This is a genomic window from Desulfocicer niacini (assembly GCF_054657595.1).
This window is the reverse complement of the sequence record NZ_BAAHYK010000002.1, coordinates 33,358-57,024: the sequence shown is the minus strand read 5'-3', so window position 1 is coordinate 57,024 and position 23,667 is coordinate 33,358. Positions and strand designations below refer to the sequence as shown.

At 52.7% G+C, this 23,667-nt stretch carries 27 protein-coding genes; 22 read left to right on the top strand and 5 right to left on the bottom strand.

Annotated features, from left to right (window positions below; translation table 11 throughout):
- The first annotated feature begins 7 nt into the window (after positions 1 to 7).
- The 14 genes from ACYQ2M_RS01255 (at position 8) to atpE (ending at position 9,189) form a co-directional block, all read left to right on the top strand.
- On the top strand, positions 8 to 181 hold the full coding sequence (locus ACYQ2M_RS01255; RefSeq protein ID WP_459914490.1) for a Trm112 family protein: 174 nt from the start codon (positions 8 to 10) through the stop codon (positions 179 to 181).
- The gene (locus tag ACYQ2M_RS01250; RefSeq protein WP_459914489.1) at positions 178 to 699 is read left to right on the top strand and encodes a DUF4416 family protein; all 522 of its coding nucleotides are present in this window, start codon (positions 178 to 180) and stop codon (positions 697 to 699) included. Before ACYQ2M_RS01255 ends, ACYQ2M_RS01250 begins: the two co-directional genes overlap by 4 nt.
- Positions 700 to 776: 77 nt before the next feature.
- Positions 777 to 1,658 (top strand): YicC/YloC family endoribonuclease, encoded by an 882-nt coding sequence (locus ACYQ2M_RS01245; protein WP_459914488.1) that lies wholly within the window; start codon positions 777 to 779, stop codon positions 1,656 to 1,658.
- A 12-nt stretch (positions 1,659 to 1,670) separates the two neighbouring features.
- Positions 1,671 to 1,940 (top strand): DUF370 domain-containing protein, encoded by a 270-nt coding sequence (locus ACYQ2M_RS01240; protein WP_459914487.1) that lies wholly within the window; start codon positions 1,671 to 1,673, stop codon positions 1,938 to 1,940.
- Positions 1,937 to 2,557: a guanylate kinase gene (gene gmk / locus ACYQ2M_RS01235; protein ID WP_459914486.1), complete on the top strand. Its 621-nt coding sequence runs from the start codon at positions 1,937 to 1,939 to the stop codon at positions 2,555 to 2,557. Before ACYQ2M_RS01240 ends, gmk begins: the two co-directional genes overlap by 4 nt.
- Complete coding sequence (rlmB, locus tag ACYQ2M_RS01230; protein WP_459914485.1) at positions 2,554 to 3,462, top strand: 23S rRNA (guanosine(2251)-2'-O)-methyltransferase RlmB; 909 nt, start codon at positions 2,554 to 2,556, stop codon at positions 3,460 to 3,462. Before gmk ends, rlmB begins: the two co-directional genes overlap by 4 nt.
- 4 nt (positions 3,463 to 3,466) lie before the next feature.
- Positions 3,467 to 4,354 (top strand): ComF family protein, encoded by an 888-nt coding sequence (locus ACYQ2M_RS01225; protein ID WP_459914484.1) that lies wholly within the window; start codon positions 3,467 to 3,469, stop codon positions 4,352 to 4,354.
- A 278-nt stretch (positions 4,355 to 4,632) separates the two neighbouring features.
- On the top strand, positions 4,633 to 5,115 hold the full coding sequence (rfaE2, locus tag ACYQ2M_RS01220) for a D-glycero-beta-D-manno-heptose 1-phosphate adenylyltransferase (protein WP_459914483.1): 483 nt from the start codon (positions 4,633 to 4,635) through the stop codon (positions 5,113 to 5,115).
- A gap of 168 nt (positions 5,116 to 5,283) precedes the next feature.
- Positions 5,284 to 6,021, top strand: a complete 738-nt coding sequence (gene pgeF, locus ACYQ2M_RS01215; protein WP_459914482.1) for a peptidoglycan editing factor PgeF — start codon at positions 5,284 to 5,286, stop codon at positions 6,019 to 6,021.
- Between the two features lie 12 nt (positions 6,022 to 6,033).
- Entirely contained in the window at positions 6,034 to 7,083 is a 1,050-nt protein-coding gene (selD, locus tag ACYQ2M_RS01210; protein WP_459914481.1) for a selenide, water dikinase SelD, read from the top strand.
- Between the two features lie 110 nt (positions 7,084 to 7,193).
- Positions 7,194 to 7,412: an AtpZ/AtpI family protein gene (locus ACYQ2M_RS01205; protein ID WP_459914480.1), complete on the top strand. Its 219-nt coding sequence runs from the start codon at positions 7,194 to 7,196 to the stop codon at positions 7,410 to 7,412.
- Positions 7,413 to 7,434: 22 nt separating this feature from the next.
- The gene (locus ACYQ2M_RS01200; protein ID WP_459914479.1) at positions 7,435 to 7,815 is read left to right on the top strand and encodes an ATP synthase subunit I; all 381 of its coding nucleotides are present in this window, start codon (positions 7,435 to 7,437) and stop codon (positions 7,813 to 7,815) included.
- Position 7,816: 1 nt separating this feature from the next.
- A complete protein-coding gene (gene atpB / locus ACYQ2M_RS01195; protein ID WP_459914478.1) occupies positions 7,817 to 8,506 on the top strand; it encodes a F0F1 ATP synthase subunit A in 690 nt (229 codons plus the stop codon).
- Positions 8,507 to 8,919: 413 nt separating this feature from the next.
- On the top strand, positions 8,920 to 9,189 hold the full coding sequence (atpE, locus tag ACYQ2M_RS01190) for an ATP synthase F0 subunit C (RefSeq protein WP_084066811.1): 270 nt from the start codon (positions 8,920 to 8,922) through the stop codon (positions 9,187 to 9,189).
- Between the two features lie 257 nt (positions 9,190 to 9,446).
- On the opposite strand, the gene ndk is transcribed toward atpE, so the two are convergent.
- The gene (ndk, locus tag ACYQ2M_RS01185; protein ID WP_459914477.1) at positions 9,447 to 9,863 is read right to left on the bottom strand and encodes a nucleoside-diphosphate kinase; all 417 of its coding nucleotides are present in this window, start codon (positions 9,861 to 9,863) and stop codon (positions 9,447 to 9,449) included.
- Between the two features lie 399 nt (positions 9,864 to 10,262).
- Between ndk and ACYQ2M_RS25615 the strand changes: the two genes are divergently transcribed.
- From ACYQ2M_RS25615 to thyX, 4 genes are all read left to right on the top strand, one after another.
- Positions 10,263 to 10,466, top strand: coding sequence for a hypothetical protein (locus tag ACYQ2M_RS25615; RefSeq protein ID WP_487247200.1), 204 nt, complete (start codon positions 10,263 to 10,265; stop codon positions 10,464 to 10,466).
- A gap of 245 nt (positions 10,467 to 10,711) precedes the next feature.
- Complete coding sequence (locus ACYQ2M_RS01175) at positions 10,712 to 12,010, top strand: 3-isopropylmalate dehydratase large subunit (RefSeq protein ID WP_459914475.1); 1,299 nt, start codon at positions 10,712 to 10,714, stop codon at positions 12,008 to 12,010.
- Positions 12,010 to 12,534 carry a 3-isopropylmalate dehydratase small subunit gene (locus ACYQ2M_RS01170; protein ID WP_459914474.1) on the top strand — a complete coding sequence of 175 codons (525 nt, stop codon included), beginning with the start codon at positions 12,010 to 12,012 and terminating at the stop codon, positions 12,532 to 12,534. Before ACYQ2M_RS01175 ends, ACYQ2M_RS01170 begins: the two co-directional genes overlap by 1 nt.
- 289 nt (positions 12,535 to 12,823) lie before the next feature.
- Positions 12,824 to 13,480, top strand: coding sequence for an FAD-dependent thymidylate synthase (gene thyX, locus ACYQ2M_RS01165; RefSeq protein ID WP_459914473.1), 657 nt, complete (start codon positions 12,824 to 12,826; stop codon positions 13,478 to 13,480).
- Between the two features lie 439 nt (positions 13,481 to 13,919).
- On the opposite strand, the gene ACYQ2M_RS01160 is transcribed toward thyX, so the two are convergent.
- On the bottom strand, positions 13,920 to 14,555 hold the full coding sequence (locus ACYQ2M_RS01160) for a thiamine diphosphokinase (protein WP_459914472.1): 636 nt from the start codon (positions 14,553 to 14,555) through the stop codon (positions 13,920 to 13,922).
- 628 nt (positions 14,556 to 15,183) lie between these two features.
- Here ACYQ2M_RS01160 and ileS point away from each other — a divergent pair.
- The 4 genes from ileS to holA all read left to right on the top strand — a co-directional run bounded on the left by ileS (position 15,184) and on the right by holA (position 20,764).
- Positions 15,184 to 18,003, top strand: a complete 2,820-nt coding sequence (ileS, locus tag ACYQ2M_RS01155; RefSeq protein WP_459914471.1) for an isoleucine--tRNA ligase — start codon at positions 15,184 to 15,186, stop codon at positions 18,001 to 18,003.
- A gap of 6 nt (positions 18,004 to 18,009) precedes the next feature.
- Positions 18,010 to 18,504: a signal peptidase II gene (gene lspA, locus ACYQ2M_RS01150; protein WP_459914470.1), complete on the top strand. Its 495-nt coding sequence runs from the start codon at positions 18,010 to 18,012 to the stop codon at positions 18,502 to 18,504.
- Between the two features lie 163 nt (positions 18,505 to 18,667).
- A complete protein-coding gene (gene lgt, locus ACYQ2M_RS01145) occupies positions 18,668 to 19,438 on the top strand; it encodes a prolipoprotein diacylglyceryl transferase (protein WP_459914469.1) in 771 nt (256 codons plus the stop codon).
- 3 nt (positions 19,439 to 19,441) lie between these two features.
- Positions 19,442 to 20,764, top strand: coding sequence for a DNA polymerase III subunit delta (holA, locus tag ACYQ2M_RS01140; protein WP_459914468.1), 1,323 nt, complete (start codon positions 19,442 to 19,444; stop codon positions 20,762 to 20,764).
- 100 nt (positions 20,765 to 20,864) lie between these two features.
- Here the strand turns inward: holA and ACYQ2M_RS01135 are convergent, their stop codons facing one another.
- The 3 genes from ACYQ2M_RS01135 to lipB form a co-directional block, all read right to left on the bottom strand.
- The gene (locus ACYQ2M_RS01135) at positions 20,865 to 21,110 is read right to left on the bottom strand and encodes a hypothetical protein (RefSeq protein WP_459914467.1); all 246 of its coding nucleotides are present in this window, start codon (positions 21,108 to 21,110) and stop codon (positions 20,865 to 20,867) included.
- Positions 21,111 to 21,380: 270 nt separating this feature from the next.
- Positions 21,381 to 22,271, bottom strand: coding sequence for a lipoyl synthase (gene lipA, locus ACYQ2M_RS01130; protein ID WP_459914466.1), 891 nt, complete (start codon positions 22,269 to 22,271; stop codon positions 21,381 to 21,383).
- Between the two features lie 468 nt (positions 22,272 to 22,739).
- A complete protein-coding gene (gene lipB / locus ACYQ2M_RS01125; RefSeq protein WP_459914465.1) occupies positions 22,740 to 23,411 on the bottom strand; it encodes a lipoyl(octanoyl) transferase LipB in 672 nt (223 codons plus the stop codon).
- Between the last annotated feature and the right edge of the window lie 256 nt (positions 23,412 to 23,667).

The following is a 23,667-nucleotide window of genomic DNA, read 5'->3' as shown; positions in this document are numbered from 1 at the left end:
GAAAACAATGGCGGTTTCGGAAGAATTGCTCAATATACTGGCCTGTCCCCAGTGCAAGGGGAATATTTACCTGAACGAGGAAAAGAACGGTTTGATCTGTGATAAATGCCGGCTGGAATATGAGATCCGGGATGATATTCCCATCATGCTGGTGGAAGAAGCAAAGGCGCTTGATAAGTGAGTACCCCGAAAAAACCCGATGCGGCAAAACTTGTCATCAGCGTGTTCATGAATGATAAAACGCTGTTTGATGAACTGTTGCCGGTGCTGGAAACGGCCTTTGGTCCGGTGGAACAGGTCAGCGACTGGTTTGATTTTGATTACACCGACTATTACCAGGGGGAGATGGGAAGCCCGTTGTTCCGGCGTATGCTCTCGTTTAAGCAGCTCATTGCCCAGGATGATCTGGCCCGCATTAAGGAAACCACCAATGCCATGGAAAAGACCTGGTCTGTGGGGGAGCGACGGAACTTAAACATTGATCCCGGATATCTCCTGCTGTCCCGGTTTGTGCTGGCCACGGGCAAGGATTTTTCCCATCGTATTTATATTGGCCGGGGTATTTATGCCGAGGTGACCCTGATGTTTAAAAAAGGGGCATTCCATACCCTGGCATGGACCTATCCCGATTATGCCTCCGCCGAGATGACAAATTTTCTTTTGTCTGTGCGCCGGGGTTACGTGGCCGACCTGAAATAAAGGCCCTGTTCATAAATCCCGGCTGGCCGAGTTTGTGACCAGGCCCGAAATAAATTTAATGGAGTTGTTAACATAAAATGATTAAAAGCATGACCGCCTTTGCTGAGGCCACCCACACCGTGGCACCCATCACCTGCCATGTGGAAATAAGAACCTACAATTCCCGACATCTGGATGTGGCCCTTTATCTGCCCCGGGCCTTCAGTCGCCTGGAGGAGGGGATAAAAAAACAGGTGGCCCAATACGTGGCCAGGGGACGGGTGGAAATCCGGATAAATCTGGAAGAACAGGCCCAAGACACCCCGCTGTTTCAGGTGGATCTACCCCGGGCCCAGGGGTATTATAAGGCCCTTTGCACCCTGCGGGAACAATTTCAGCTGAAAGATCCCATTACCCTTGATCAACTGCTGGAGGGCCGGGATATGATCCTGGCCGCAGAAAAGGAAACCAACGCCGATCAGGTGGAGGCGGTGGTCACCCATGCCGTTGACATGGCACTAGCAGGTCTTGATGAGATGCGCACCGTGGAAGGAAGAAACCTGGCCCGGGATTTGCTGGCCCGCATGGATGATATAGAAAGCCGCATGGACGGCATAGAAGCCGATGCCGCGGTCCTTCCTGAGCTTTACAGGCAGCGCCTCCTTGACCGCATGGAAACCCTCACCCGGGGCGTAGAAGGCTTTGATCCGGTACGTCTGGCCCAGGAAGCGGCCCTTCTGGCAGATAAGAGTGATATCTGTGAAGAGATTGTCCGGGCAAGGAGCCACATTCAGCAGTTCCGGGACATTGCAGATGCCCATGAGCCCGGGGGACGAAAGCTCAATTTTCTCATCCAGGAGTTTAACCGGGAGTTTAACACCATGGGTTCCAAGTCCGGGAAGGCAGCTCTGTCCCACACCATTGTGGAATTAAAGTCCGAGCTTGAAAAAATCAGGGAACAGGTACAAAACATCGAATAGGCAGGTGAAAAAATGGACAAAGAACTGTTAAATCTGGGGTTTGGCAGCACGGTAGTGGCCCAACGTGTGGTCACCATACTGGCACCCAATTCATCTCCCATGAAACGACTTAAAGATGAGGCAAAGGATGAAAGACGTCTCATTGATGCCACCCACGGCAGAAAAACCCGGGCCATGGTGGTGACGGACAGCAACCATGTGATCCTGTCTGCCATCCAGGCAGAAACCCTGTCCCAGCGGTTTCTCCTGGTGGGTAAAGAGACAAAGGAGAAGAACGAATGACCTGTGCATGCAAGACGGAAGCCCAGGGGGAGAAAAGCATGTCCCAAATCCGGACCCACCGGGCAGGGCTTTTTGTGGTGTCCGCACCCTCCGGGGCCGGTAAAACCACCCTTTGTACCCGGATGCTTGAAATGTTTCCCAAGCTTTCCTATTCCATTTCCCACACCACCCGGGCGCCCCGGGGCAATGAAAGGGACGGGGTGGATTATTTTTTTATCACGCCACACGTCTTTAAAGAACGCATTGAGCAGGATGCCTGGGCCGAGTGGGCCCAGGTACACGGCAATTATTATGGTACCTCCCGGGCCTTTATCGCCCGGCAGCTGGAACAGGGAAATCCACTTCTTCTGGACATTGATGTCCAGGGTGCCCGGCAGATTCGAAAGGCATATCCCGGGGCCATCAGCATTTTTATCAAGGCCCCATCGGTTGATGTGCTGGAGGCCCGTCTTAGAAACCGGGGTACGGACACCGATGCCGTGATTGCCCATCGCCTTGAAAATGCCCTTGTGGAAATGGCAGACATACCTCTTTTTGACCATGTCATTGTCAATGACGATGTGGACACAGCTGCCCGGGAAATGGCCGATATTATTTGCAGGGCAGGTGCTGCGTGACATCCCCCAATGATATGGAAAACCGGAAAAAGAAATCTGCCGGCAGAAGACCCGGCACTGCCCGGAAAAATCATGGGGATACTCTCCCTGGCACAGGCCGGAAGCCCTTTTTTAAAAAACAGGCCCCGGTTCAGGGACATGGACTGGATGCGGATCAGGAGGTCCTGGCCGGGGTGCACTGCGTCCGGGAGGCCCTGAAGGCCGGAAAGCGAAAGTTTCATCGCGTTCATCTTACGGACTCATCTCCCCGGGATCGGCTTCGCAGCATTGTGGAGCAGGCCGCAGATTTGGACATCCCCGTGGAAATCCTTTCTTCCGAAGCCCTGGATATCCTGTGTCCGGATGTGAGACACCAGGGAATTGTGGCTGTGGTGGGGCCATTGCCCCTGATCCGGGCGGAAACCGCCCTATCGGAAATGGACAAGGTCACCGACGGTTCTTTTATTGTCATCCTGGAATCCATGGAAGATCCCCACAATCTCGGAGCCTTGATCCGCACGGCCCTTTGCGCCGGGGTGGATCACATTGTTTTGCCCCGGGATCGGGCAGCGTCTCCCACCCCTGCGGTGTCCCGGGCATCGGCCGGGGCCATGGAGCATGCCTCCATCTGGAGTGTTACCAACACCACCAGCCTGATCCGCTCCCTGAAAAAACGAGGCTTCTGGGTGGCAGGTCTGGATGCCGACGGTGAGCAGTCGGTGTTCCAGGCGGATCTCACCGGAGATATTGCCCTGGTGGTGGGGGGGGAGCACAAGGGCATCCGGCCCCTGGTGAAAAAAGAGTGCGACTTTATCCTTTCTCTGCCCATGGCCCGGGGGGTAACCTCGTTGAATGCCTCGGTGGCCGGGGGGATTGCCATGTATGAGGTGCTCAGACAACGCAATGATGCCCGGAAACCCCAATAAATAGATGATTGCGTTTGCCCCCCTGGTTCATGCTGTCCGGGATACCCTTGGCTACTTGTGGAACACCGGGGTGGATCAATTGTTCCCCCGAAGGTGCATGGGGTGCCGGGTGCTTATTCCTTCAGATTCTTTCCGTGGTGCCGGGAGATCCGTGTCCATGGAAATGGGGATGAAACCCGGAGACCTGGTCGACGATGTGTTCATCGACGAGCAATTTTATCTGCTTTTATCTCCTTTTTTCTGTGCAGAGTGCATGGCCGGGGGCCTTGTGCCCCTGACGTCTCCCCGGTGCCGTCGATGCGCCGACGCGCTTGCCCCTGGAACGCCTTGTGGGCAATTGTGCCGGACCTGTGCCGGGAGCCCTGCCGTCATTGGCCGGGTCCGGGCCGTGGCTGGCTATGGTAAGGGGCTTCTTGATGCCATTCATCTGTTAAAGTACAATGGCAGGATCGCCCTGTCCCGGCCCCTGGGCCAGCTGTTGTTTCTGACCTTCTGCCGTTATTTTTCAAATCAGAACATTGACCTGATTGTGCCCATTCCCCTGCACAGGTCCCGCATGGTAAGTCGCGGATTTAACCAGGCATTTTTACTGGTGCAGCACTTTGAAAAAAAATGGCGTCTCTGCCATGGAAAAAAGCCCTGCTGGAAGGTGGATTACCCCTTGCTCAAGCGATGGAGAAACACTGCTTCCCAGACCGGGTTTAACAGCCGGGAGCGTAGAAAAAATCTGGAAAACGCCTTTGTTGTCACTGCCCCGCATCGGGTAAAAGGCAAGTTGGTCTTGCTGGTGGATGATGTGTACACCACCGGGTCCACCTGCATGGAAGCGGCCGGGGCATTGCGCCGGGCCGGGGCCGCATCCGTGGATGTGCTGGTGCTTGCCCGGGCGTGAGTATGCAGGAGATCCTGTTGCAAGGAAGATGGCATGATGCCGCCCCCCCCAACGGCCGCTCGATCCGGCCCCGGACCATCGGCGGCCCATTTGCCCTGCCGGTCTAAAGCGCAGGAACTGCGGGCAGGTTTGTCCTCAAACAGCCTGCGCTTCTTAACGCCCGGCAGGGCAAAAGGGCTGATCGCCTTTCGTTCCGATCGTGCCGGACCGGCCGCCCGTTGGGGGCTCTGCAGAGGTTGCCCCAAAGTTTTATTTTCTAATAAAAAGAACGGATGTACATGAAAAACACAAAACTGATTGAAAGACAGGCCGTGGCCAGTCTGGGGGAATCCCTTCGGAGCCAGGGCCGCACCATTGTATTTACCAACGGCTGCTTTGATATCCTCCATGCCGGTCATGTGTCTTACCTGCAGGAAGCTGCCGACCAGGGGGATGTGCTGGTGCTGGGCCTTAATTCCGACGCCTCGGTGAGTCGTATCAAGGGGCCGTCACGGCCGGTGATTTCCCAGGAGCACAGAAGCCTTGTGGTGGCGGCCCTGGCCTGTGTGGACCATGTGGTGATCTTTGACGAACCTGATCCCGGTGATCTGATCCGGGAACTGCGTCCCCATGTGCTGGTCAAAGGGGCCGACTGGGCTGAAAGCGATATCATCGGCGGGGATACGGTAAAGCAGGACGGGGGCCGGGTGGTGCGCATTGCCCTGGAACCGGAAATCTCCACAACCATTATAATTGAGCGGATTGTTCATCGGTTTTTGTAACCGGCAGGGCAAATGGGCGGATCGCCTTTGGGTCCGAATGGGCCGGATCGGGTGCCCGTTGGGGGGCTCTGCTGAGGATACGCCAACGTCCCATTATTGTGACCTGACCTCGTTTTGGCATATTCGGCTGGCAAAAATTTGAACATTGAGTAAAAAGGAAGTTTTTTTATGGACATGATTCAATTGAAATCCCTTGGGGGGCACCCGGGTTTTGTACATGGTATATTTACCCGCAGAAATGGGGTCAGCGCCCCGCCCTATGATGCGCTTAATGTGGGACTTTCCGCAGGGGATGCGCCGGATCATGTCCGGGAAAACCGCAGGCGTATTGCCCGGCATCTGGGTTTTGAAACAAGCCTTTATCTCCATCAGGTCCACGGCACCGAGGTGGCGGTGGTGAAAGAGCCCCCGGATCCCGGCGTTCATCTGATGGCGGACGGTGCTGTTACCAACATTTCCGGACTGCTTGTGGTGATACAGGTGGCAGACTGCCAGGCCGTGGTGATGTATGACCCGGTAAAGCAAGTGGTGGCCAATGTGCATTCGGGCTGGCGGGGCAGCGCGGGTAATATCATCGGCCGGGGGGTGACGGTGATGACAGACCAGTTTGGCTGTGATCCCAAAGATATCCGGGCCGGTATCGGACCGTCCCTGGGCCCCTGTTGTGCGGAATTTATCCATTATGAAACCGAACTTCCCCGGTCTTTTCTGCTCTACCGCCAGGGGCGGCATCATTTTGATTTCTGGCGTATCAGCCGGGATCAGCTCCAGGAAAAGGGCATAGCGCCCCATCACATAGAAACGGCGGATATCTGCACCCGGTGTCATGCGGATCGGTTTTTTTCCCACCGCCATGAACGACCCACGGGCCGATTTGCCGTGGCTGCAGGCCTATTACCCCATTAAAGGAATGAAAATATGACAGAAAGCGAAATCATAAGGCTCACCGAAAAGGTAAAGGCGGCCGGTTGAGCGGCCAAAATTGATCCAGGGGCACTGGATCGAATTGTGGGAGGACTTAAAGCTAAAACGCACCCAGATCTTATTGTGGGGCTTGGTACCAGTGATGATGCAGGCGTGTTTCGGATAACACCAGACATTGCCCTGATCCAGACCCTGGATTTTCTCACCCCGGTCACCGATGATCCCTATGCCTTTGGTCAGATTGCCGCAGCCAACTCCTTAAGTGATGTCTATGCCATGGGGGGGACACCTCTACCGGCCATGAACATTGTCTGTTTTCCCAGTGAGGATCTGCCGGAATCGGTGCTCCAGGAGACCCTCCAGGGAGGGCTTGACAAGATTCACGAGTCCGGGGCCACCCTGGTGGGGGGGCACAGCGTGGATGATCCCGAGTTTAAATATGGGCTGTCCGTCACCGGTGTGGTTCATCCGGACCGGGTGCTCACCAACCACGGTATCCGTACAGGTGACAGAATACTTTTAACCAAGCCCGTGGGTACCGGCATTGTGGCCACGGCGGTGAAGGCAAAGCTTGCCGATGCGGCCACCACCCGGGAAATGGTAAAAATTATGGCCACCTTGAATCGCGGGGCCGCAGAAATCATGGCCCGGTTTGATGTGGGGGGCTGCACCGATGTCACCGGGTTCGGCCTGGCAGGACATCTGCTGGAAATGGCCCGGGGAGGGCGCAGGCATATTTCTCTTTTCACCCGGGACGTACCCATCATCGCAAATGCGAAAAACTGGGCTGCCATGGGCATGGTCCCCGGCGGGGCTTATCGCAATCGCAAATACAGTGAGTCGGGCATGGAAATTCCGGAAACCATGGATAAAATATTGGTGGATCTGATGTTTGATCCCCAGACATCGGGGGGACTTCTCATCAGTCTTAAAAAAAACCAGGTGGATGAATGCCTTTCTGCGCTGAAGGACAACGGTATTGGTGCCGCCCTGGTGGGGGAGGTCATGGGGGATCATACCTGCGGCAAAGTAACCCTGGTATAATTTTTTTTGACATTGACTTGGTATGAATCATGTGCTAATTCCACTTAACAAAGTGATCTTGTCCATTGGTACCCGATGGGTGCCGTGATAGGATCCAAAAAGAAGGTACCATGAAAAAAGAGACATCAAAGACCATTCGGGAACTGGCCTATTACAGCAGTCTCGGGCTTTCCGTGGCCATTTCCATATTTCTCGGACTGTTTGTCGGAATCTGGCTGGATGGTAAATTTGATACAAAACCGGTTCTAACCCTGGTGGGCCTGGGGCTTGGCATCGCCGCCGGGTTTCGGAATCTGGCCATGGCGGCAAAGAGGAGCCGAAAGTTGTAGGTATATGAATATTCATCAGCGCATGATTAAATTTGTGACCACCACCAACTGGTTTCTTTTCGTGGTGGGAAGCCTTCTGGGGTTTATTAATACCCCCTATCTGTTTGCCATGGGTATTTTAACCGGTGCACTTCTGGTAACCTTGAATTTTCATTTCTTAAGGCACACCCTGTACAAGGCCCTGGATCCATCCAGAGGATCATCGGCTCGATCGGTGATGGGGGTTGTGCTTATCAAGTATTATATTCGATTTGCAATAAGCGGAATTGTGATATTCGCGCTTATAAAAGGAAATATTGTTGATCCGTTGGGTCTGATTCTGGGCCTCTCGGTTGTGGTTGTCAGCATAATGGCAGCAACCACGCTGGAATTAACAAGACTTATTTTTAAGGAGGCGGTCTAAGGTGGAACATCCATATCTATTTTTTGTAAAGCTGTTCGAGTTGATTGGTCTGGGCCATTTTGCTCATACCAGTGTACATGTGATTTATATGTGGGTTGTCATGGGTATTCTTATTGGTTTTGGATGGCTTGCGGGGAAAAATCCCCAGCTGGTGCCGGCACCGGTGCAGAATGTCTTTGAAGTATTGATTTCAGGACTCGAGGAGTTCATGGTTGGTATCTGCGGCGAAGAGGGTAGATGGCTTTTTCCCCTGGCGGCAACCATTTTTATTTTTGTCTTTCTGGGTAACCTCATCGGTCTTGTTCCCGGATTTTTTCCCCCCACTGCCAGTCTCAATACCACCGCAGCCCTGGCGCTTATCACTGTTATCTGGACCCATGTCATCGGTATTAAATACCATGGTGCCAACTACTACAAACATTTTATCGGCCCGGTGTGGTGGATGATTCCCATCATTCTGCCCATTGAACTCATCGGTCATGTGGCCAGAATTCTTTCCCTCTCCTTCCGTCTTTTTGGAAACATGATGGGACATGAGCTGGTTCTGGGTATCCTCTTTGCACTGGCAGGTGCGTTCTTTGCTCCGCTGCCCATCATGGCTCTGGGTATCTTTGTGGCCCTGGTACAGGCCTTTGTGTTTTTTCTCCTGGCCGTCATGTACTTCACCGGTGCCATGGAACACGCGCATTGATATAGCTGCCACGGGCAGACCGTCCTGGGTGGTACAAGCTTCCACCCACAACTAAGATTGAAAATTTTGCCTTGTTTGTCTGGACTTTATTATAATGGGCATGTCCTGGCGGACACAACGAAGCATGAAAATGGTAATATGCCGCCCCTCCCCCGACGGGCAATGGGCCCGGACCGGAACTGTAGACAGTTCGATTGTCCGGTTCCTATTGCCCATCGGGGGAGGGGCTCTGCTGAGGTAGACTTGAAGGCTACCTTTTTATATAAATGAAAAAAGAAACAAGACCTTTGTTTTGATATAAGCGATTTTTGTTGTGGCAGGTTGTTCTGGCACAACGTTTGGGTAAAATGCGGGGACCTGGAAGAAGCCGCAGAAACATTAATTTATTTTAATCAGCTAGAAGGAGAAAACAAATGGATTTTTTTACCGCATGTGTATGGGCAGCTGGTGTTGCTATTGGAATCGCAGCTTTCGGTTGTGGTATTGGTCAGGGCATGGGCGTTAACGGTGCTGTTCAGGGTATTGCCAGAAACCCTGAGTCTTCAGGTAAAGTAACTGTAACCCTGCTCATCGGTCTTGCCATGATCGAGTCTCTGTGTATTTATGCACTGGTTGTTGCACTGATCCTTATCTATGCACATCCCCAGGCTGCAGAATTTGCAAAGATCGTTGCGGGTCACTGATCCATACACGAGTGAGATAGTTTTTGCATGACAAAGGGCGTTAATGCCGGTTATCCGGTTTTAACGCCCTTTTTGTATTTAGGGCTTGGTCATACTTAGGGCCAGTCGTCATCATTGGCGGGCCGACGGGGTCAGGCTATGTGGTATTAGAGGCTGAGTTTGTTTCAGGCTCTATGGTTTTGTCAACTATCTGTGTTTTAAAGATGAGATTTAAACAAAAGCGCCAGTAACGCAGCCTGCCCCATTCCCAAGCTTGCTTAACCCACAATTTCCATGTTGTTGAAAAAATGGCCGATCTCAAAGGCTGCTGTTTCCGGGGCATCAGACCCGTGGACCACATTTTTTTCAATGTCTGTGGCAAAATCCCTTCGTATGGTGCCTTCCTCGGCATCTTTGAAATTGGTGGCTCCCATGAGTTTGCGGTTTCTGGCAATAACATCCTCGCCTTCAAGCACCATGGCCACAATGGGACCGGAGGTCATGAATTCAATTAGGCTGTTAAAAAAGGGGCGTTCCTTGTGTACGGCATAAAACCCTTCTGCCTGTTTTTTTGTCAGCTGCATTTTTTTCATGGCCACAATTTTAATTCCGGCGGTTTCAAAGCGTTTGATTACTTCACCAATGATGTTTTTTGCAACACCATCCGGCTTGATCAATGATAATGTTCTTTCCATTTTTTTGTCCTTATATTGTTAAAGGGGGTGATATCGTGATATTGTAAAAGATATTGATATCGTGTGCAGGATTTACCAAAACTTATGGGGTAAGTCAATACCTGCTTCCCCGGGCGGTTGGTGTAACCGTTGTCAGGAGCGGATAGTGAGCCCATCGTTCCCCTTGTCTCTAGATTAGAATTGCGGGTGCTTCTTGACAATCCTTTCCCATGTGGTTAAGTTAAAACCAATTCGGCGAATAGGGAGCTGAGCTAACACCCAAAAAAACAAGGAGCATTTATAATGATTGACATGACCGATGCTGCAAAAACGCAGTTGGAAGAATATTTCAGTGGCAGGGAGCCTTCTCCCATCAGGATCTTTCTAAATTCCGGTGGCTGAGGCGGCCCCTCACTTGCAATGGCTCTGGATGAGCCAAAAGACAGCGATGATGTGTACGAAGTGAAGGGTTACAAACTGGTTGTGGACAAGACTTTCATGCAGCAGGCCAAAATGATCAAGATTGATTTCACAGGTATGGGTTTCAGCCTGGAATCCAAACTTGACCTTGGCGGATCAGATTGCGGCAGCTGCGGTTCAACCGGTTCCTGCTGTTCATCATAACACTCATCAGGTCTGAGACCTGATACGCGTATAATAAAAGAAGGCGACTCCCCCCATTGTGGGGTTTCGCCTTTTTTTTATTGCCCTTGCCAGCTCCAGGCAAAAATGATATTCAAAAAGTTTTCATGTAACATAAACTGTACAGGTTCTGTTGCCAGGGGCACCTGATTTTGTCGGATTCGGAAAGTTTCCGGATTCGCGGCCTTGGGTCCCATGATACGCACATCGTTTGGAAGGAAAAATCCATGGGTAAAACAATAGCTGAGAAAATTTTTGAGGGACATCTGGTGGACAATCCCTCCGGGGACATCCAGGTGATTCGCCTGGATGCGGTTTTCTGTCACGAGATTACAACCCCCATTGCCATCACCGATCTAATGGCCCGGGGAAAAGACCGGGTGTTTGATGCCACAAAAATCAAGGCCGTCATTGACCATGTCACTCCGGCCAAGGATTCCAAAACTGCCCTGCAGGGCAAGATTCTCCGGGACTGGGCCCGACGGCATGATATCACCGATTTTTTTGACATCGGCCGCAATGGGGTGTGCCATGCGATTTTTCCGGAAAAGGGATTTGTCCGGCCCGGATACACCATTATCATGGGGGATTCACACACCTGCACACATGGGGCCTTCGGGGCCTTTGCCGCCGGTGTGGGCACCACTGATCTGGAAGTGGGTATCTTAAAGGGTGTTTGCGCCTTTAAAAAACCCCTTTCCATGAAGGTGAACATCACCGGAACACTTCCCTGCGGCGTGTTTGCCAAGGATGTGATCCTGGGCCTCATCGGGAAAATCGGTGTTAATGGTGCCACCAACCGGGTGCTGGAATTTTCCGGCAATGTGGTGGCGGCCATGACCATGGATCAGCGCATGACCCTTTGCAACATGGCTGTGGAGGCCGGTGCCACCAGTGGTATCTGCGCCCCGGATGCCGTCACCGTGGATTATCTCTGGCCTTTTATCAAGGACGAGTATGAAACAAAAGCGGCGGCACTCACCGCATTCCAGGCCTTTGCCCCGGATGCCGATGCCGTTTACAGCGAGGTTATTGATTTTTCTGTCTCCGATCTTGTACCCCAGGTGACCTTTGGTTTTAAGCCCGACCAGGTGAAACCCGTGGCGGAGATGGCAGGCACCCCCATTGATCAGGTGTACATCGGCTCCTGCACCAACGGCCGGTTTGAAGATTTGGAGATTGCCGCCGGTATCATTGACGGTAAGCAGATTAACCCCCTGGTTCGGGCCATTGTCAGCCCGGCCACTCCGGACATCTACAGCCGGGCCCTTTCGGCAGGACTTATAAAAAAATTCATGGATGCCGGGTTCTGTGTTACCAATCCCACCTGTGGCGCATGCCTTGGCATGAGCAACGGTGTACTGGCGGATGGCGAGGCCTGTGCCGCCACCACCAACCGAAATTTCAACGGCCGCATGGGGAAGGGCGGCATGGTGCATCTCATGAGTCCGGCCACGGCAGCGGCCTGTGCCCTCAGTGGCACCATTTCCAACTCCCCGCTTTTTCAGTCAGAAGGAGATAAGTGATGAAAAATTTCAACGGCACCGTCCTCTTTCTGGACCGCTCGGACATTAATACCGATGAGATCATACCGGCCCGATACCTGACGGAAAGCACTAAAATCGCTTTAAAACCCAATCTTCTGGAAGATCTGGTGCTGGACGGCTTTGATCCCGCCCGGGACATAGATGGCAAGGCTGTGGTTATCACCCGGGACAACTTCGGCTGCGGTTCCTCCAGAGAGCATGCTCCCTGGGCCTTTGAGGTCAACGATATCAACCTTGTCATTGCATCGGGGTTTGCACGGATTTTCCGTCAGAACATGTTCAACTGCGGCATGATGGCCATTGAGCTGGATAAAGATGTCATTGATGGCATTTTTTCAGATTTTTCCGGTAAGGTGACCACCCTGGAGACCGACATTGACAAGGGGGTTTTTACCCTCAGTGCAGACGACCTTTCCCGGCAGATTCCCTTCACCGTCAGTGATTTTGATCTTTCCCTGGTCAAGGCCGGGGGCTGGGTGGATTTTGCGGATCAGAATTATTAAAAACAGCCATCGAGCCGGGGCCGGTATTACGCCATCGTCATACGTCGTTGTGTCCATCAGACCATGGCGGTTTATATGAAAAGGTAGCCTTCAAGTTTACCTAAGCAGAGCCGTTCCCCCGATGGGCAATAGGAACCGGACAATTGAGCTGTCTACAGTTCCGGTCCGGGCCCATTGCCCGTCGGGGGGGGCGGCATAATACCATTTGGCTCCGCGTCTACGACCCTATCTTCGTTGTGTCTGGCAGGACATGGCAGTTATCTGGGAACCACCGACAGGGGAAAAAACAATGAAAATAATCGAACCCTATTTTGAAATACTGCACATGGCCGAAGAAGAGGAGGTGTACCGCCTTCTGGAGCTGGCGGCCCGGACCTGTTATAAGTCCGAAGACAAGATTGCCCAGGGCACAGCACCGGAGCTGCTGCGACGCTTGATGAAAACCGGCCATGAAAGCGTCATTGAGCATATTTCCATTTCCGTGCGCATTGTGTGCGATCGGGGCATCACCCATGAGCTGGTGCGTCACCGCCTCTGTTCCTTCTCCCAGGAGAGCACCCGGTACGCCAATTATGGAAAGGAAAAATTCGGCCGGGAAATAACCGTGATCCGCCCCTTTTTCTGGGGGGAAGGCAGCCCTGAATTTGAGGTGTGGAAACGTTCCATGGAAGCTGCCGAAAAGGCATATCTGTCGCTCCTGGACATGGGTGCCCGGCCCCAGGAGGCCCGCAGCGTGCTGCCCAACAGCCTTAAAACAGATATTGTCACCACGGCCAACATCAGAGAGTGGCGTCATATCTTTAACCTGCGCTGCTCCAAGGCCTCTCATCCCCAGATCCGCCAGATCATGCTGCCCTTGCTTGCTGCCTTTTACCAGCGCCTGCCCGTGCTCTTTGAAGCCCCGTATGAGAAGTACCAGGCAGATATCCACGCTTTTGATAAATAGCGTTTGGGGTCAAGCGTTTGGGGTCAGGCTTGGCTTATTGGCGTTTCTTTTTATATGAAAAGGTAACCTTTAAATTTACCTCAGCAGAGCCGCTCCCTGACGGGCAATAGGAACCGGACAATTGAGCTGTCTACAGTTCCGGTCCGGGCCCATTGCCCGTCGGGGGCGGCGGCATATTACCCTTTCCATCATTATTTGTTGTGTTGGCAGGCAGAAATGACGGTTATAAGAAAAATCAGCACCAAAGCATCCACACCAGACCGTCTAGGCAGGTCTGATATTCCTTTCTTTGGTCTTTACTCCAGAGTCATAAGTTCTCATAACATCTTGAAATCATTATACCATGTCCAATGGATTCTCAAAGTCCAGGCTTAATGATTTCAATGGGTTATCTAAAATCAAAAGAAACCATGGTGAGAACGTATGACTGACGAAGTCTTTAGTCCTTGGATTGGGTGACCAGAAGCAGGCCGGAGGTAAGGGTGATGCTTGCCGTTGATGCGGTAAACCGGTTGCTGATACCTGTGGAATCCCCCCGGAAGAGGGTGGCGTTTAAGAGGGGAAAGGCAAGGCCGGTGAGGGTGATGCCACAAACCTTCCGGGACACGGGAAGGATGGATACAAAGGTGTTGGGACGGTTTTCAAGGGTGATCTGATCCCGAACCAGGTGCATCTCATTGTGATCATCCACCATGGAGCAGGCCACCCCCATGGCGGAAATTTTCTCCATGAGGAAAATATTGGCCAGGGTGTGATCCATGCGGGTGCCGGTGGTGCCAAGAAAGGTGATGTGGGTTGCCCCGTTGTCCACGGCCCATTTTGCGGCAAGCTCGGTGTCCGTGTAATCCTTGTCCACGGGGTGCCGGATAAACAAAACACCGGCAGCTTCAAGATCCCTTTGATGGGATGGCTTGATGGAATCCAGATCCCCCATGACTACATGGGGGACAATGCCCATGGCAGCCAGATGCCCGGCCCCGCCATCGGCGCACACCACCCGGTCTGCTTGGGAGACCATAGATGTAAAGATGCCGGGCTCCCGCAGGGTGCCGCCAGCTGCAACAATGACTTTCATTTTTTCACCCTGGATACAATCATTGGTTAATCCTTACTATCCAAGTAATTTTCAGACTTTTGGGACATCAGTGGAAACCTTTCCGGATGCACTATGGATTCGATCCCTAAGTCCACGTCAAGGTCAGGCGTGCGTTATTGACGTTTTTGTTTAAAATTATCTTTATTCTTAGATGCTTGTCAAAAACACAATAACACAAGCCTGACCCCGTTGGCCCGCCAATTGAGAAGAATGGCCCATCTTGTGACCAAGCCCGAATAATAAAAACAACTTGATTATCAAGTATAACTCAATTTGGTGTAAGGAGCAAGGTGGAACCCTGACAATCCCGGGCCGGATCGGTGGGGTGTGGGGGACGCAGGTTACCATTTGCATTATCGCTTATTTCGGCAGCCCGGCATGGCCGTTAAAGGGAACAGCTTGATTAGTTCTTGACAATTTTGTCTGGTTTGCTTTAGATTGACTGTTTACAGTTTTTATGGGCCTGTGGTCAACATCATTTGTGTGGAGCGTCTGCTTTACCGTAAAAAAATGAGGTCCATATTTAATTGTTGGGGTTTGCTCACAACCTCGGCCATTTATTTGAAATAACACAAATATAATAGATACACCCCAGTGTGGAGGACAGATGGACTATAAGAAAACGTTGAACCTGCCGGTGACCAAGTTTGCCATGAAGGCAAATCTTGCCAACAAAGAACCCGGCCAGCTGAAGGAATGGGAAGAAAACGGTCTTTATCAAAAAATGCGCCAAGCCGCCAAGGGACGTCCTTCTTTTATTCTCCATGACGGCCCTCCCTATGCCAACGGCCATCTCCACATCGGTCATGCCATCAATAAGATCTTAAAGGATATCATCATCCGGTCCAAACAGATGGATGGATTTGATGCCCCCTATGTGCCGGGATGGGACTGCCACGGCCTTCCCATTGAGCACAATGTGGATAAAAAACTGGGCTCAAAGAAAAAAGAGATGACCCCGGTGGAAGTTCGCCAGGCCTGCCGGAAATATGCCGCAGGCTTTGTGGATATTCAGCGGGATGAGTTCAAGCGTTTCGGCGTGGCCGGCGAGTGGGAAAAACCCTATCTCACCATGAACAACGCCTACGAGGCACGCATTGCCAAAGAGTGCGGTGAATTTGCCCTGAGTGGCGACATGTTCCTGGGGAAAAAACCCATCTACTGGTGCTGCTCCTGTGGGACGGCCCTGGCCGAGGCGGAGATTGAATACCATGACCATGGGTCACCCTCCATCTATGTGAAGTTTCCCTTAAAGGATGACATCAGCGATCTGGTGCCGGCCCTGAAAACGGAACCCTCCGAACAGACAGCCTCCATGGTGATCTGGACCACCACCCCCTGGACCATCCCCGCCAACCTTGGCGTGTGCCTGCATCCGGATTTCATCTATGCGGCGGTAAAGACCCCGGATCAGGGCGTGATGATCGTGGCCCGGGATCTGGTGGAAAAGGTCATGGCTGAATTTGCCATTGAAGGCTACACCCTTCTGGGGGAAATTGAGGCAAAAGACCTTGAAAACAGACGCTGCAATCATCCCATGTACGACAGGGATTCCCTGATTATCCTGGGGGAACACGTCACCCTGGAGGCCGGTACCGGCTGCGTGCACACCGCTCCGGGTCATGGTGCCGATGACCATGTGGTGGGCCTTCGTTACGGCCTTGAACCCTATTCTCCGGTGAACGACGGCGGATGTTTCACCGATGAGGTACCGGATTTTGAGGGCCAGTTTATTTTAAAGGCCAACCAGGGCATCATTGAAAAGCTGGAGAGCCTGGGGGCACTGGTTAAGCATTCCCCCATGACCCACTCCTATCCCCACTGCTGGCGGTGCAAAAAACCGGTGATTTTCCGGGCCACTCCCCAGTGGTTCATCTCCATGGATAACAAGGGCCTGCGTAAGAAAAGCCTGGAAGAGATCGACAATGTCAACTGGATTCCCGGTTGGGGTAAGGCCCGGATCTATTCCATGATCGAGCACCGGCCGGACTGGTGTCTTTCCCGCCAGCGTTCCTGGGGGGTTCCCATCCCGGTGTTTCATTGTGAGGACTGCCGTGAAGTGTATGTCACCAGAGCATCCGTGGATAAAATCCATGCCCTGTTCCTGGAACATTCTTCGGATATCTGGTTTGAAAAAGAGGCCCGGGATCTTATGCCCGAAGGTGCCGTGTGCGCAAAATGCGGTGGTGCCAATTTTCAAAAAGACCATAATATCCTGGACGTGTGGTTTGATTCGGGCGTGAGCCATGCCGCCGTGCTGGAAGAAAGGGAAACTCTTCGCCGACCCGCCGACCTGTACCTGGAGGGCAGTGACCAGCACCGGGGCTGGTTTCACTCCTCTCTTCTCACCGCCGTGGGCCGCACCGGACAGGCCCCCTATAAAGCCGTGCTCACCCATGGGTTTGTGGTGGATTCCCAGGGAAAGAAGATGTCTAAATCCGTGGGCAATGTGGTGGCCCCGGAAAAGATCATCAAACAGCACGGGGCGGATATTTTAAGGCTTTGGGTGGCCTCGGCGGATTACCGGGATGATGTCCGGATTTCAGACAACATCGTGCGTCAGCTGTCCGATGCCTACCGTCGCATTCGTAACACCTGCCGGTTCATGCTGGGGAACCTGTCCGATTTTAATCCGGACACCGATCTTCAGCCGGTGTCGGCCATGACGGATATGGATCGATTTGTGCTGCACCGTCTGGCGACTTTGATTGAAAAATCTCTGAAGGCCTATGACAGCTACGAGTTTCACACCATCTACCATGCCATGCACAATTTCTGTGTGGTGGAGCTGTCGGCCTTTTATCTGGACATCAATAAAGACCGTCTTTATACATCCCCACCGGCGGACAAGGCAAGGCGCAATGCCCAGAGTGTGATGTACTATCTGCTGGACGGCATCATCCGGGTCATGGCCCCCATTTTGCCCTTCACCGCAGAAGAGGTGTGGACCCACATGCCCGATTTCAAAGGCAAGGCCGAAAGTGTCCATCTCACCCAGCGCCCCCAGGTGGACCCTGCCTGGAAGGATGAAACCCTGGGACGCAGATGGCAGAAGATTCTGGATGTCCGGGCCGAGGTGACAAGGGCCCTGGAAGAGGCCAGAACCGCCAAACTCATCGGTCATCCCCTGGATGCCGCCATTGCCATCCATGTGGCTGATTCCGATGTAAAGGAAATCCTGGCGGGATTTGGTGCTGATCTTCGGGATATTTTCATTGTTTCCCAGGCAACACTTCTAAATGCCCCGGTGGAAGAAGGCTTTCACAGCAAAGAGATTGAAGGCCTCTGCGTAACGGTGGCAAAGGCAAAGGGCGATAAGTGCGAGCGCTGCTGGCGCTACGACGACACCACCGGACACAGGGAGGATCTGCCCGGTACATGCAGTCGGTGTGCCGGTGCCCTGGATGTCATTGGTGTCGAGGCATAATATCCCATGATGTGGATGGAAAAAAAGACCCTGAAACGCCTTGTTCTCATTGCCGGGGCCGTGATGGTGCTGGATCAGATCACCAAGGCTGTGATCCTGCAACGCCTGGCCCTTTATGACAGTATTCAGGTGACTTCTTTTTTTAATATCACCCATGTACTCAACCCCGGTGGGGCCTTTGGCATGTTTGCCCAGCAGTCCGCCGGGGTGCGCCAGTTCTTTTTTCTGTTTGTCTCCTCGGTGGTGTCCCTGGCCCTTTTGTGGTTTTATGCCAAGGTGTCCCGGGAGTTTGTATTCTTGTCCATGGGCCTTGCCGCCGTATTCGGCGGGGCCGTGGGCAATCTTATTGATCGCTTTCGGTTCGGCCAGGTGGTGGATTTTCTGGACTTTTACATCGGCAGTTACCACTGGCCTGCCTTTAATGTGGCCGACAGCGCCATCTGCATCGGCATGGGCATTCTCTGTTACCACGTCCTTCTCAATCGTATTCCTGATATATAAGGAAGCAGGTATGGCGGATGCACAACGCGCAATGGAAATAGCATTGTGCCGTCCCCAACGATGGCCTGATCCGGCACCGTACCGTCGCGGCATCCCTGCGGATCCCCAGAACCTAGAACCCATAAACCCATAACCTCCCAAGACTCAATTCAGGAGCCACCCATTGCATCCCATTCTATTTAAAATCGGCAGCATCACCCTGTACACCTATGGACTCTTTGTGGCCCTGGGATTCATGAGTGCCATCTGGTTTGCCTCAAGGCGTGCCGGAACAAAAGCCCTTGCCATAAAAAGCCAGGAGATCACCGATCTTTTTCTGGTGATTCTCGTATCTGCCATTCTGGGTGCCCGGCTCTTTTATGTGATTCAGAATTTTTCTATTTTTTCAGAACATCCCCTGGACGTGTTCAAGATCTGGAACGGGGGCCTGGTGTTTTACGGGGGATTCATGGTGGCCCTGGTGGCTGCCATGGTCTACATTAAAAAAAAGGGGTTTGACCTGTGGTCCACGGCGGACCTCCTGGCCCCGGCCATCGCGCTTGGCCATGCTGTGGGCCGGTTCGGCTGCCTGTTTGCCGGATGCTGTTATGGTAAAGCCTGTGCTCTTCCCTGGGCCATCACCTTTACCAACCCCGAATCCCTGGCTCCCCTGAACATTTCCCTGCATCCCACCCAGCTTTATGCCGTGGCATCCAATCTGATTATATTTGCTGTGCTGTTGCTCATGGATAGAAAATCAATTTTTTCCGGGGCACTCTTCTGGCTCTATATTCTGCTGTATGGTATTTTTCGATCGGTTTTGGAAATTTTCCGGGGGGATGACCGGGGGGAGTTCATGTTCCAGGTGATTTCTCCGTCCCAGACCATCGGTATGGCCATGGCCCTGGTGGCGGTGATCATGTTGGTGTGGCTTTATGGCCGGTCCAGGCGGTGATTCTTGGCGGAAATTAAACACACAGAACTTTCCCAATGGCTTAAAACCACCCCTTTTAAGGATTTGCCGCCGGTGTATCTCATCCATGGTGAGTCCTTTTTGTGCCGTAAAATATTTAACCGTGTGCTTGATGTCCTGCTGCCCCAGGAACAGCGGGGGCTTGGGTACGATTTTCTGGATGGCGAGGAAGCCCGGGTGCCGGTGATGGTGCAACGTCTGTCCACCTATTCCATGCTCCAGGATCGACTGGTGGTGGCGGCCAAGGAGATCCCTTTGTTTTCCACGGATCGTCAGCCGGGATTTACCGCCGACGATCTTGACTCATTGCAGCAACTCATGGAAAAAGGTTTTCCTTCGGGGCATTATCTGCTGGTTACCACACCTTCAGCGGACAGACGTCGTACTCTGTTTAAAGCCTTCAGTACCTGTGGTCTGGTGGTGGACTGTTCCGTGCCCCAGGGCAATCGCAAGGCTGACAAGATAGAGCAGACAGCCTTGTTGCGTACCCTCATGGAACAGGTGCTGGCGCCGGCGGAAAAGGGCATTGACGGCCAGGCCTTTACACTGCTTACGGAACTTGTGGGATTTGATCCCGCCACCCTGGTGGATAATCTGGAAAAACTGGTGGCCTTTATCGGTCCCCGGCCCGGCATTACCGCAGCTGATGTGCGCAACCTGGTGGAACGTACCCGAAAGGATGCCATTTTTGAATTCACCAATGCCGTGGCAGATCGAAATGCTGCATCTGCCCTGTTTTATTTCCGATCTCTGACCCATGAGGGCACCCATCCCCTGCAGTTTTTAAAGGCATTGACCAACCAGATACGAAAAATTACCCGGGTAAAGGCTTTTGTGGATGCCTGTGTGTTGAAAGGCGAAATGGTGTGGCATCCCGGGCAGAGTTACCAGCAGTTCACCCGGGGGACCCTGCCGGTGCTGGTGCGGGAAGATGAAGCCATGACTGCCCGTTTAGCGAAATGGGAGGATAATCTGCCCCTTGAGCAGGCCGACACTGCCCCAGACAAAAAAGCCGGACCTGGTAAAAATAAAGGGAAAGCAGGTACCGGTAAGAAATCAGGGGCAGCCAAGAAAGCCGCTGGTAAAAAGAAACCGGTCACAGATCTTTTAATGGCTCCCAATCCCAAAAATGCATATCCCATTTATCAGACTTTTTTAAAATCTGACGGGTTTAGCCAGAAGGAGCTGATAGGGATTCTCATGGAGCTTGCTGATCTGGATCATCGCATGAAATCCGCCACCGACCATCCCCTGGTTCTTCTGGAAAATCTTATTATCAGCATCTGTACCATGGGTCTGAAGAAATAAAAAAACGGTCCACTCTGGGAGAGAAGACCGTTTTTGAGGAATTTAAAATTTATTGAAATTCAGGTGAGCAAACAAACAATATCTGCCGGAGACGGTGGAATCAATCCTGGCTATTGAGTTCGCTAAGCCCCACCCATTTTTTGTGGGGAATACTGGTAATATTGTCAAGATCCGTATTGGGAATCAAGCCAATGTTGGGGGACGCAATGTATACCACCTGGTTTTTTCCGGGCGACGTTTTCTCTTGCCCGCCATCCTGCACGGCGATCAGTCGTCCGATGAACTTTTTTGCCTTGTCACTCAACGCATCTTCATTTTTGGGCTGATATATGGCTTCATAAAACATATTGCATCATCCTTCCACAAAATGGTCTTAGAGGGTCACTTGGAGATCCCGTCATGAGGACGGTACGTTGGGCATAGTACCTGTGATGGATAAATGTGTCAATAGAGAAACAACTGTCATGCATGAGATTTTGAAGCTTGCCATAACATCTGCCGTAATCAGGCCATTGCTGCGCCAATGAAGCCTTCGACCGGGGGAATAGGAATCCGCCCCTCACAACATGGGCCACCCGTCACAGTGGGCGACTCAACGGGGATGTTTCCACTGGTTTCAGCAGCCACCCGGGCACAGTTGGTCTGCCTGATAGGAGCTTCTGACAAAGGGTCCGCAGGCAACGGTGGTAAACCCCGTGGATCGGGCAAAGCGTTTCAATTGCTCAAATTCTTCGGGAGGATAGTATTTCACCACGGGCAGATGATCCCTGGACGGCTGGAGATACTGGCCGATGGTGACAATGTCACACCCATGGTTTTTTAAATCCCTGATGGTTTGCTCCAGTTCTTCCCGGGTTTCGCCAAGCCCCACCATGATACCGGACTTTATGGGGATGGGCCGTGCGCGGGGGGGGATATGATGTTTTCCCATGGCGGAGGCCCGTTGTAAAAGGGTGAGAGATCGCTGATAATCCGCTTCGGGTCGGGCTTTGCGATACAGGGCGGGCACGGTTTCTATGTTGTGGTTTAACACATCGGGGTGTGCATCCATGACCTGCTGAAGGGCTTTGGCATCCCCCATAAAATCGGGTATGAGCACCTCCACCCGGGTGTTTTCCGGCAGCAGGGTTTTGATTTCATGTATGGTGGCGGCAAAATGACCGGCTCCGCCGTCGGGCATATCATCTCTGGTCACCGAGGTGACCACCACATAGGAGAGACCCAGTTCCAGAGCTGCCTGGGCCACCCGTCGGGGTTCCTGGGGGTCGGGCAGTGGCTGTGCACCCGGGGTGACGTTGCAGAACCGGCAGTTTCTTGTGCACTGGGAGCCCAATATCATGAAGGTGGCCGTGCGCCTGGAAAAGCATTCCCACATGTTGGGACATTTGGCTTCCTGGCACACCGTTGTCAGCCGGGCACCTGCCAGCAGGTGTCTTACCTTTTCGTATTCCGGTCCCCTGGGCAGGGGACGCTTTAACCATTCAGGTTTTCTGGTTTTTATTTTCATTGTTACCAAAGCAATCTTTTTTTTGGGGGTTGGTCATCACATGGATCACTGCACTATATGGATACAGCTCCGGGAAAATGGTAAATTCTTATAAAGGTCATGTCCTGTCGGACACCACAAATATAGTGTCGTAGACGCGAAGCCAAATGGCATTATGCCGCCGCCCCCCGATGGGCAATGGTCCCGGACCGGAACTGTAGACAGCCCAATTGTCCGGTTCCCATTGCCCATCGGAGGGCGGCTCTGCTGAGGTAAACTTGAAGGCTACCCTTCCATATAAACATACATGGCTGTAATCACCAGCCACAACGAATAATGAGAATGGCATTATGCCGCCGCCCCCCGACGGGCAACGGTCCCGGACCGGAACTGTAGACAGCCCAATTGTCCGGTTCCCATTGCCCATCGGAGGGCGGCTCTGCTGAGGTAAACTTGAAGGCTACCTTTTTATATAAAAAAACGGCGCTGTCACCCAATGGCATTGGTGAGGGAATGGAGAAGATGTGATTTCACCCTGTCCATGGACACCGTGGCACCCTGATCTTTTTTTCTGGTTTCTGTTTCCAGGGAGGTCATGGAAACCCCGGTAAGGCCGCAGGGATTAACCCAGGAAAAGGGGGTGAGATCCAGATTCACATTCAATGCCAGTCCATGGAAGCAGATGCCCCGGGTAACGGATAGCCCGATGGACCCAAGTTTCCGGTTTTTCACCCAGATGCCATGGTTCATCTGGCTGCGGTGGGCCGTCACCCCGGCATGGGCAGCTGTTTTGATCATGATCTCTTCCAGCAGATGGACAAAATCAGCCACCCCCATGCCGGCCCGGTTCAGGTCTATGATGGGGTACACCACCAGTTGGCCCGGACCATGGAAGGTGATGTTACCCCCCCGACCGGTCTGCACCACGGGTATCCCCCGTTCCTTTAAAAAGGCCTCGGATACCACCAGATTTTCTCGTCCCCCCCGGCGACCCAGTGTAAACACCGCCGGATGCTCCAGCACCAGAATAATATCTTGTTTTCGGATACCGCTCTTTTTCTCCTCCACATACTGCTGCTGCAGATCCAGGGCCTCCTGGTAATCTAACAGCCCCAGATCCATTATTGGGGTCAGGCTTGGCTTATGGGCGTTGTTTGTCATTCGTAATACCTTTTCAGGGAGGACCGGATCGGGAGACCTTTCAGGGCGGCATATTGCCATTTGGCTCCGCGTCTACGCCCCATGTTTTGTTGTGTGTATCCTGACATGTGGGTTATATGAAAAGGCAGCCTCCAAGGCAACCTCAGCAGAGCCGCCCCCCCGATGGGCAATAGGAACCGGACAATTGAGCTGTCTACAGTTCCGGTCCGGGACCATTGGCCGTCGGGGGGACGGCGGTATAATACCATTTGGCTCC

Coding starts and splice junctions, on each gene's coding strand:
- ACYQ2M_RS01225 (WP_459914484.1), top strand. CDS start 3,467: ATGATTGCGTTTGCCCCCCTGGTTCATGCTGTCCGGGATACCCTTGGC.
- ACYQ2M_RS01170 (WP_459914474.1), top strand. CDS start 12,010: ATGAAAAATTTCAACGGCACCGTCCTCTTTCTGGACCGCTCGGACATT.
- ACYQ2M_RS01200 (WP_459914479.1), top strand. CDS start 7,435: ATGATTAAATTTGTGACCACCACCAACTGGTTTCTTTTCGTGGTGGGA.
- ACYQ2M_RS01255 (WP_459914490.1), top strand. CDS start 8: ATGGCGGTTTCGGAAGAATTGCTCAATATACTGGCCTGTCCCCAGTGC.
- ACYQ2M_RS01245 (WP_459914488.1), top strand. CDS start 777: ATGATTAAAAGCATGACCGCCTTTGCTGAGGCCACCCACACCGTGGCA.
- lspA (WP_459914470.1), top strand. CDS start 18,010: ATGATGTGGATGGAAAAAAAGACCCTGAAACGCCTTGTTCTCATTGCC.
- pgeF (WP_459914482.1), top strand. CDS start 5,284: ATGGACATGATTCAATTGAAATCCCTTGGGGGGCACCCGGGTTTTGTA.
- ileS (WP_459914471.1), top strand. CDS start 15,184: ATGGACTATAAGAAAACGTTGAACCTGCCGGTGACCAAGTTTGCCATG.
- ndk (WP_459914477.1), bottom strand. CDS start 9,863: ATGGAAAGAACATTATCATTGATCAAGCCGGATGGTGTTGCAAAAAAC.
- ACYQ2M_RS01205 (WP_459914480.1), top strand. CDS start 7,194: ATGAAAAAAGAGACATCAAAGACCATTCGGGAACTGGCCTATTACAGC.
- lipA (WP_459914466.1), bottom strand. CDS start 22,271: ATGAAAATAAAAACCAGAAAACCTGAATGGTTAAAGCGTCCCCTGCCC.
- gmk (WP_459914486.1), top strand. CDS start 1,937: ATGACCTGTGCATGCAAGACGGAAGCCCAGGGGGAGAAAAGCATGTCC.
- thyX (WP_459914473.1), top strand. CDS start 12,824: ATGAAAATAATCGAACCCTATTTTGAAATACTGCACATGGCCGAAGAA.
- ACYQ2M_RS01160 (WP_459914472.1), bottom strand. CDS start 14,555: ATGAAAGTCATTGTTGCAGCTGGCGGCACCCTGCGGGAGCCCGGCATC.
- ACYQ2M_RS01175 (WP_459914475.1), top strand. CDS start 10,712: ATGGGTAAAACAATAGCTGAGAAAATTTTTGAGGGACATCTGGTGGAC.
- ACYQ2M_RS01135 (WP_459914467.1), bottom strand. CDS start 21,110: ATGTTTTATGAAGCCATATATCAGCCCAAAAATGAAGATGCGTTGAGT.
- ACYQ2M_RS25615 (WP_487247200.1), top strand. CDS start 10,263: ATGGCTCTGGATGAGCCAAAAGACAGCGATGATGTGTACGAAGTGAAG.
- atpE (WP_084066811.1), top strand. CDS start 8,920: ATGGATTTTTTTACCGCATGTGTATGGGCAGCTGGTGTTGCTATTGGA.
- ACYQ2M_RS01240 (WP_459914487.1), top strand. CDS start 1,671: ATGGACAAAGAACTGTTAAATCTGGGGTTTGGCAGCACGGTAGTGGCC.
- rfaE2 (WP_459914483.1), top strand. CDS start 4,633: ATGAAAAACACAAAACTGATTGAAAGACAGGCCGTGGCCAGTCTGGGG.
- lipB (WP_459914465.1), bottom strand. CDS start 23,411: ATGACAAACAACGCCCATAAGCCAAGCCTGACCCCAATAATGGATCTG.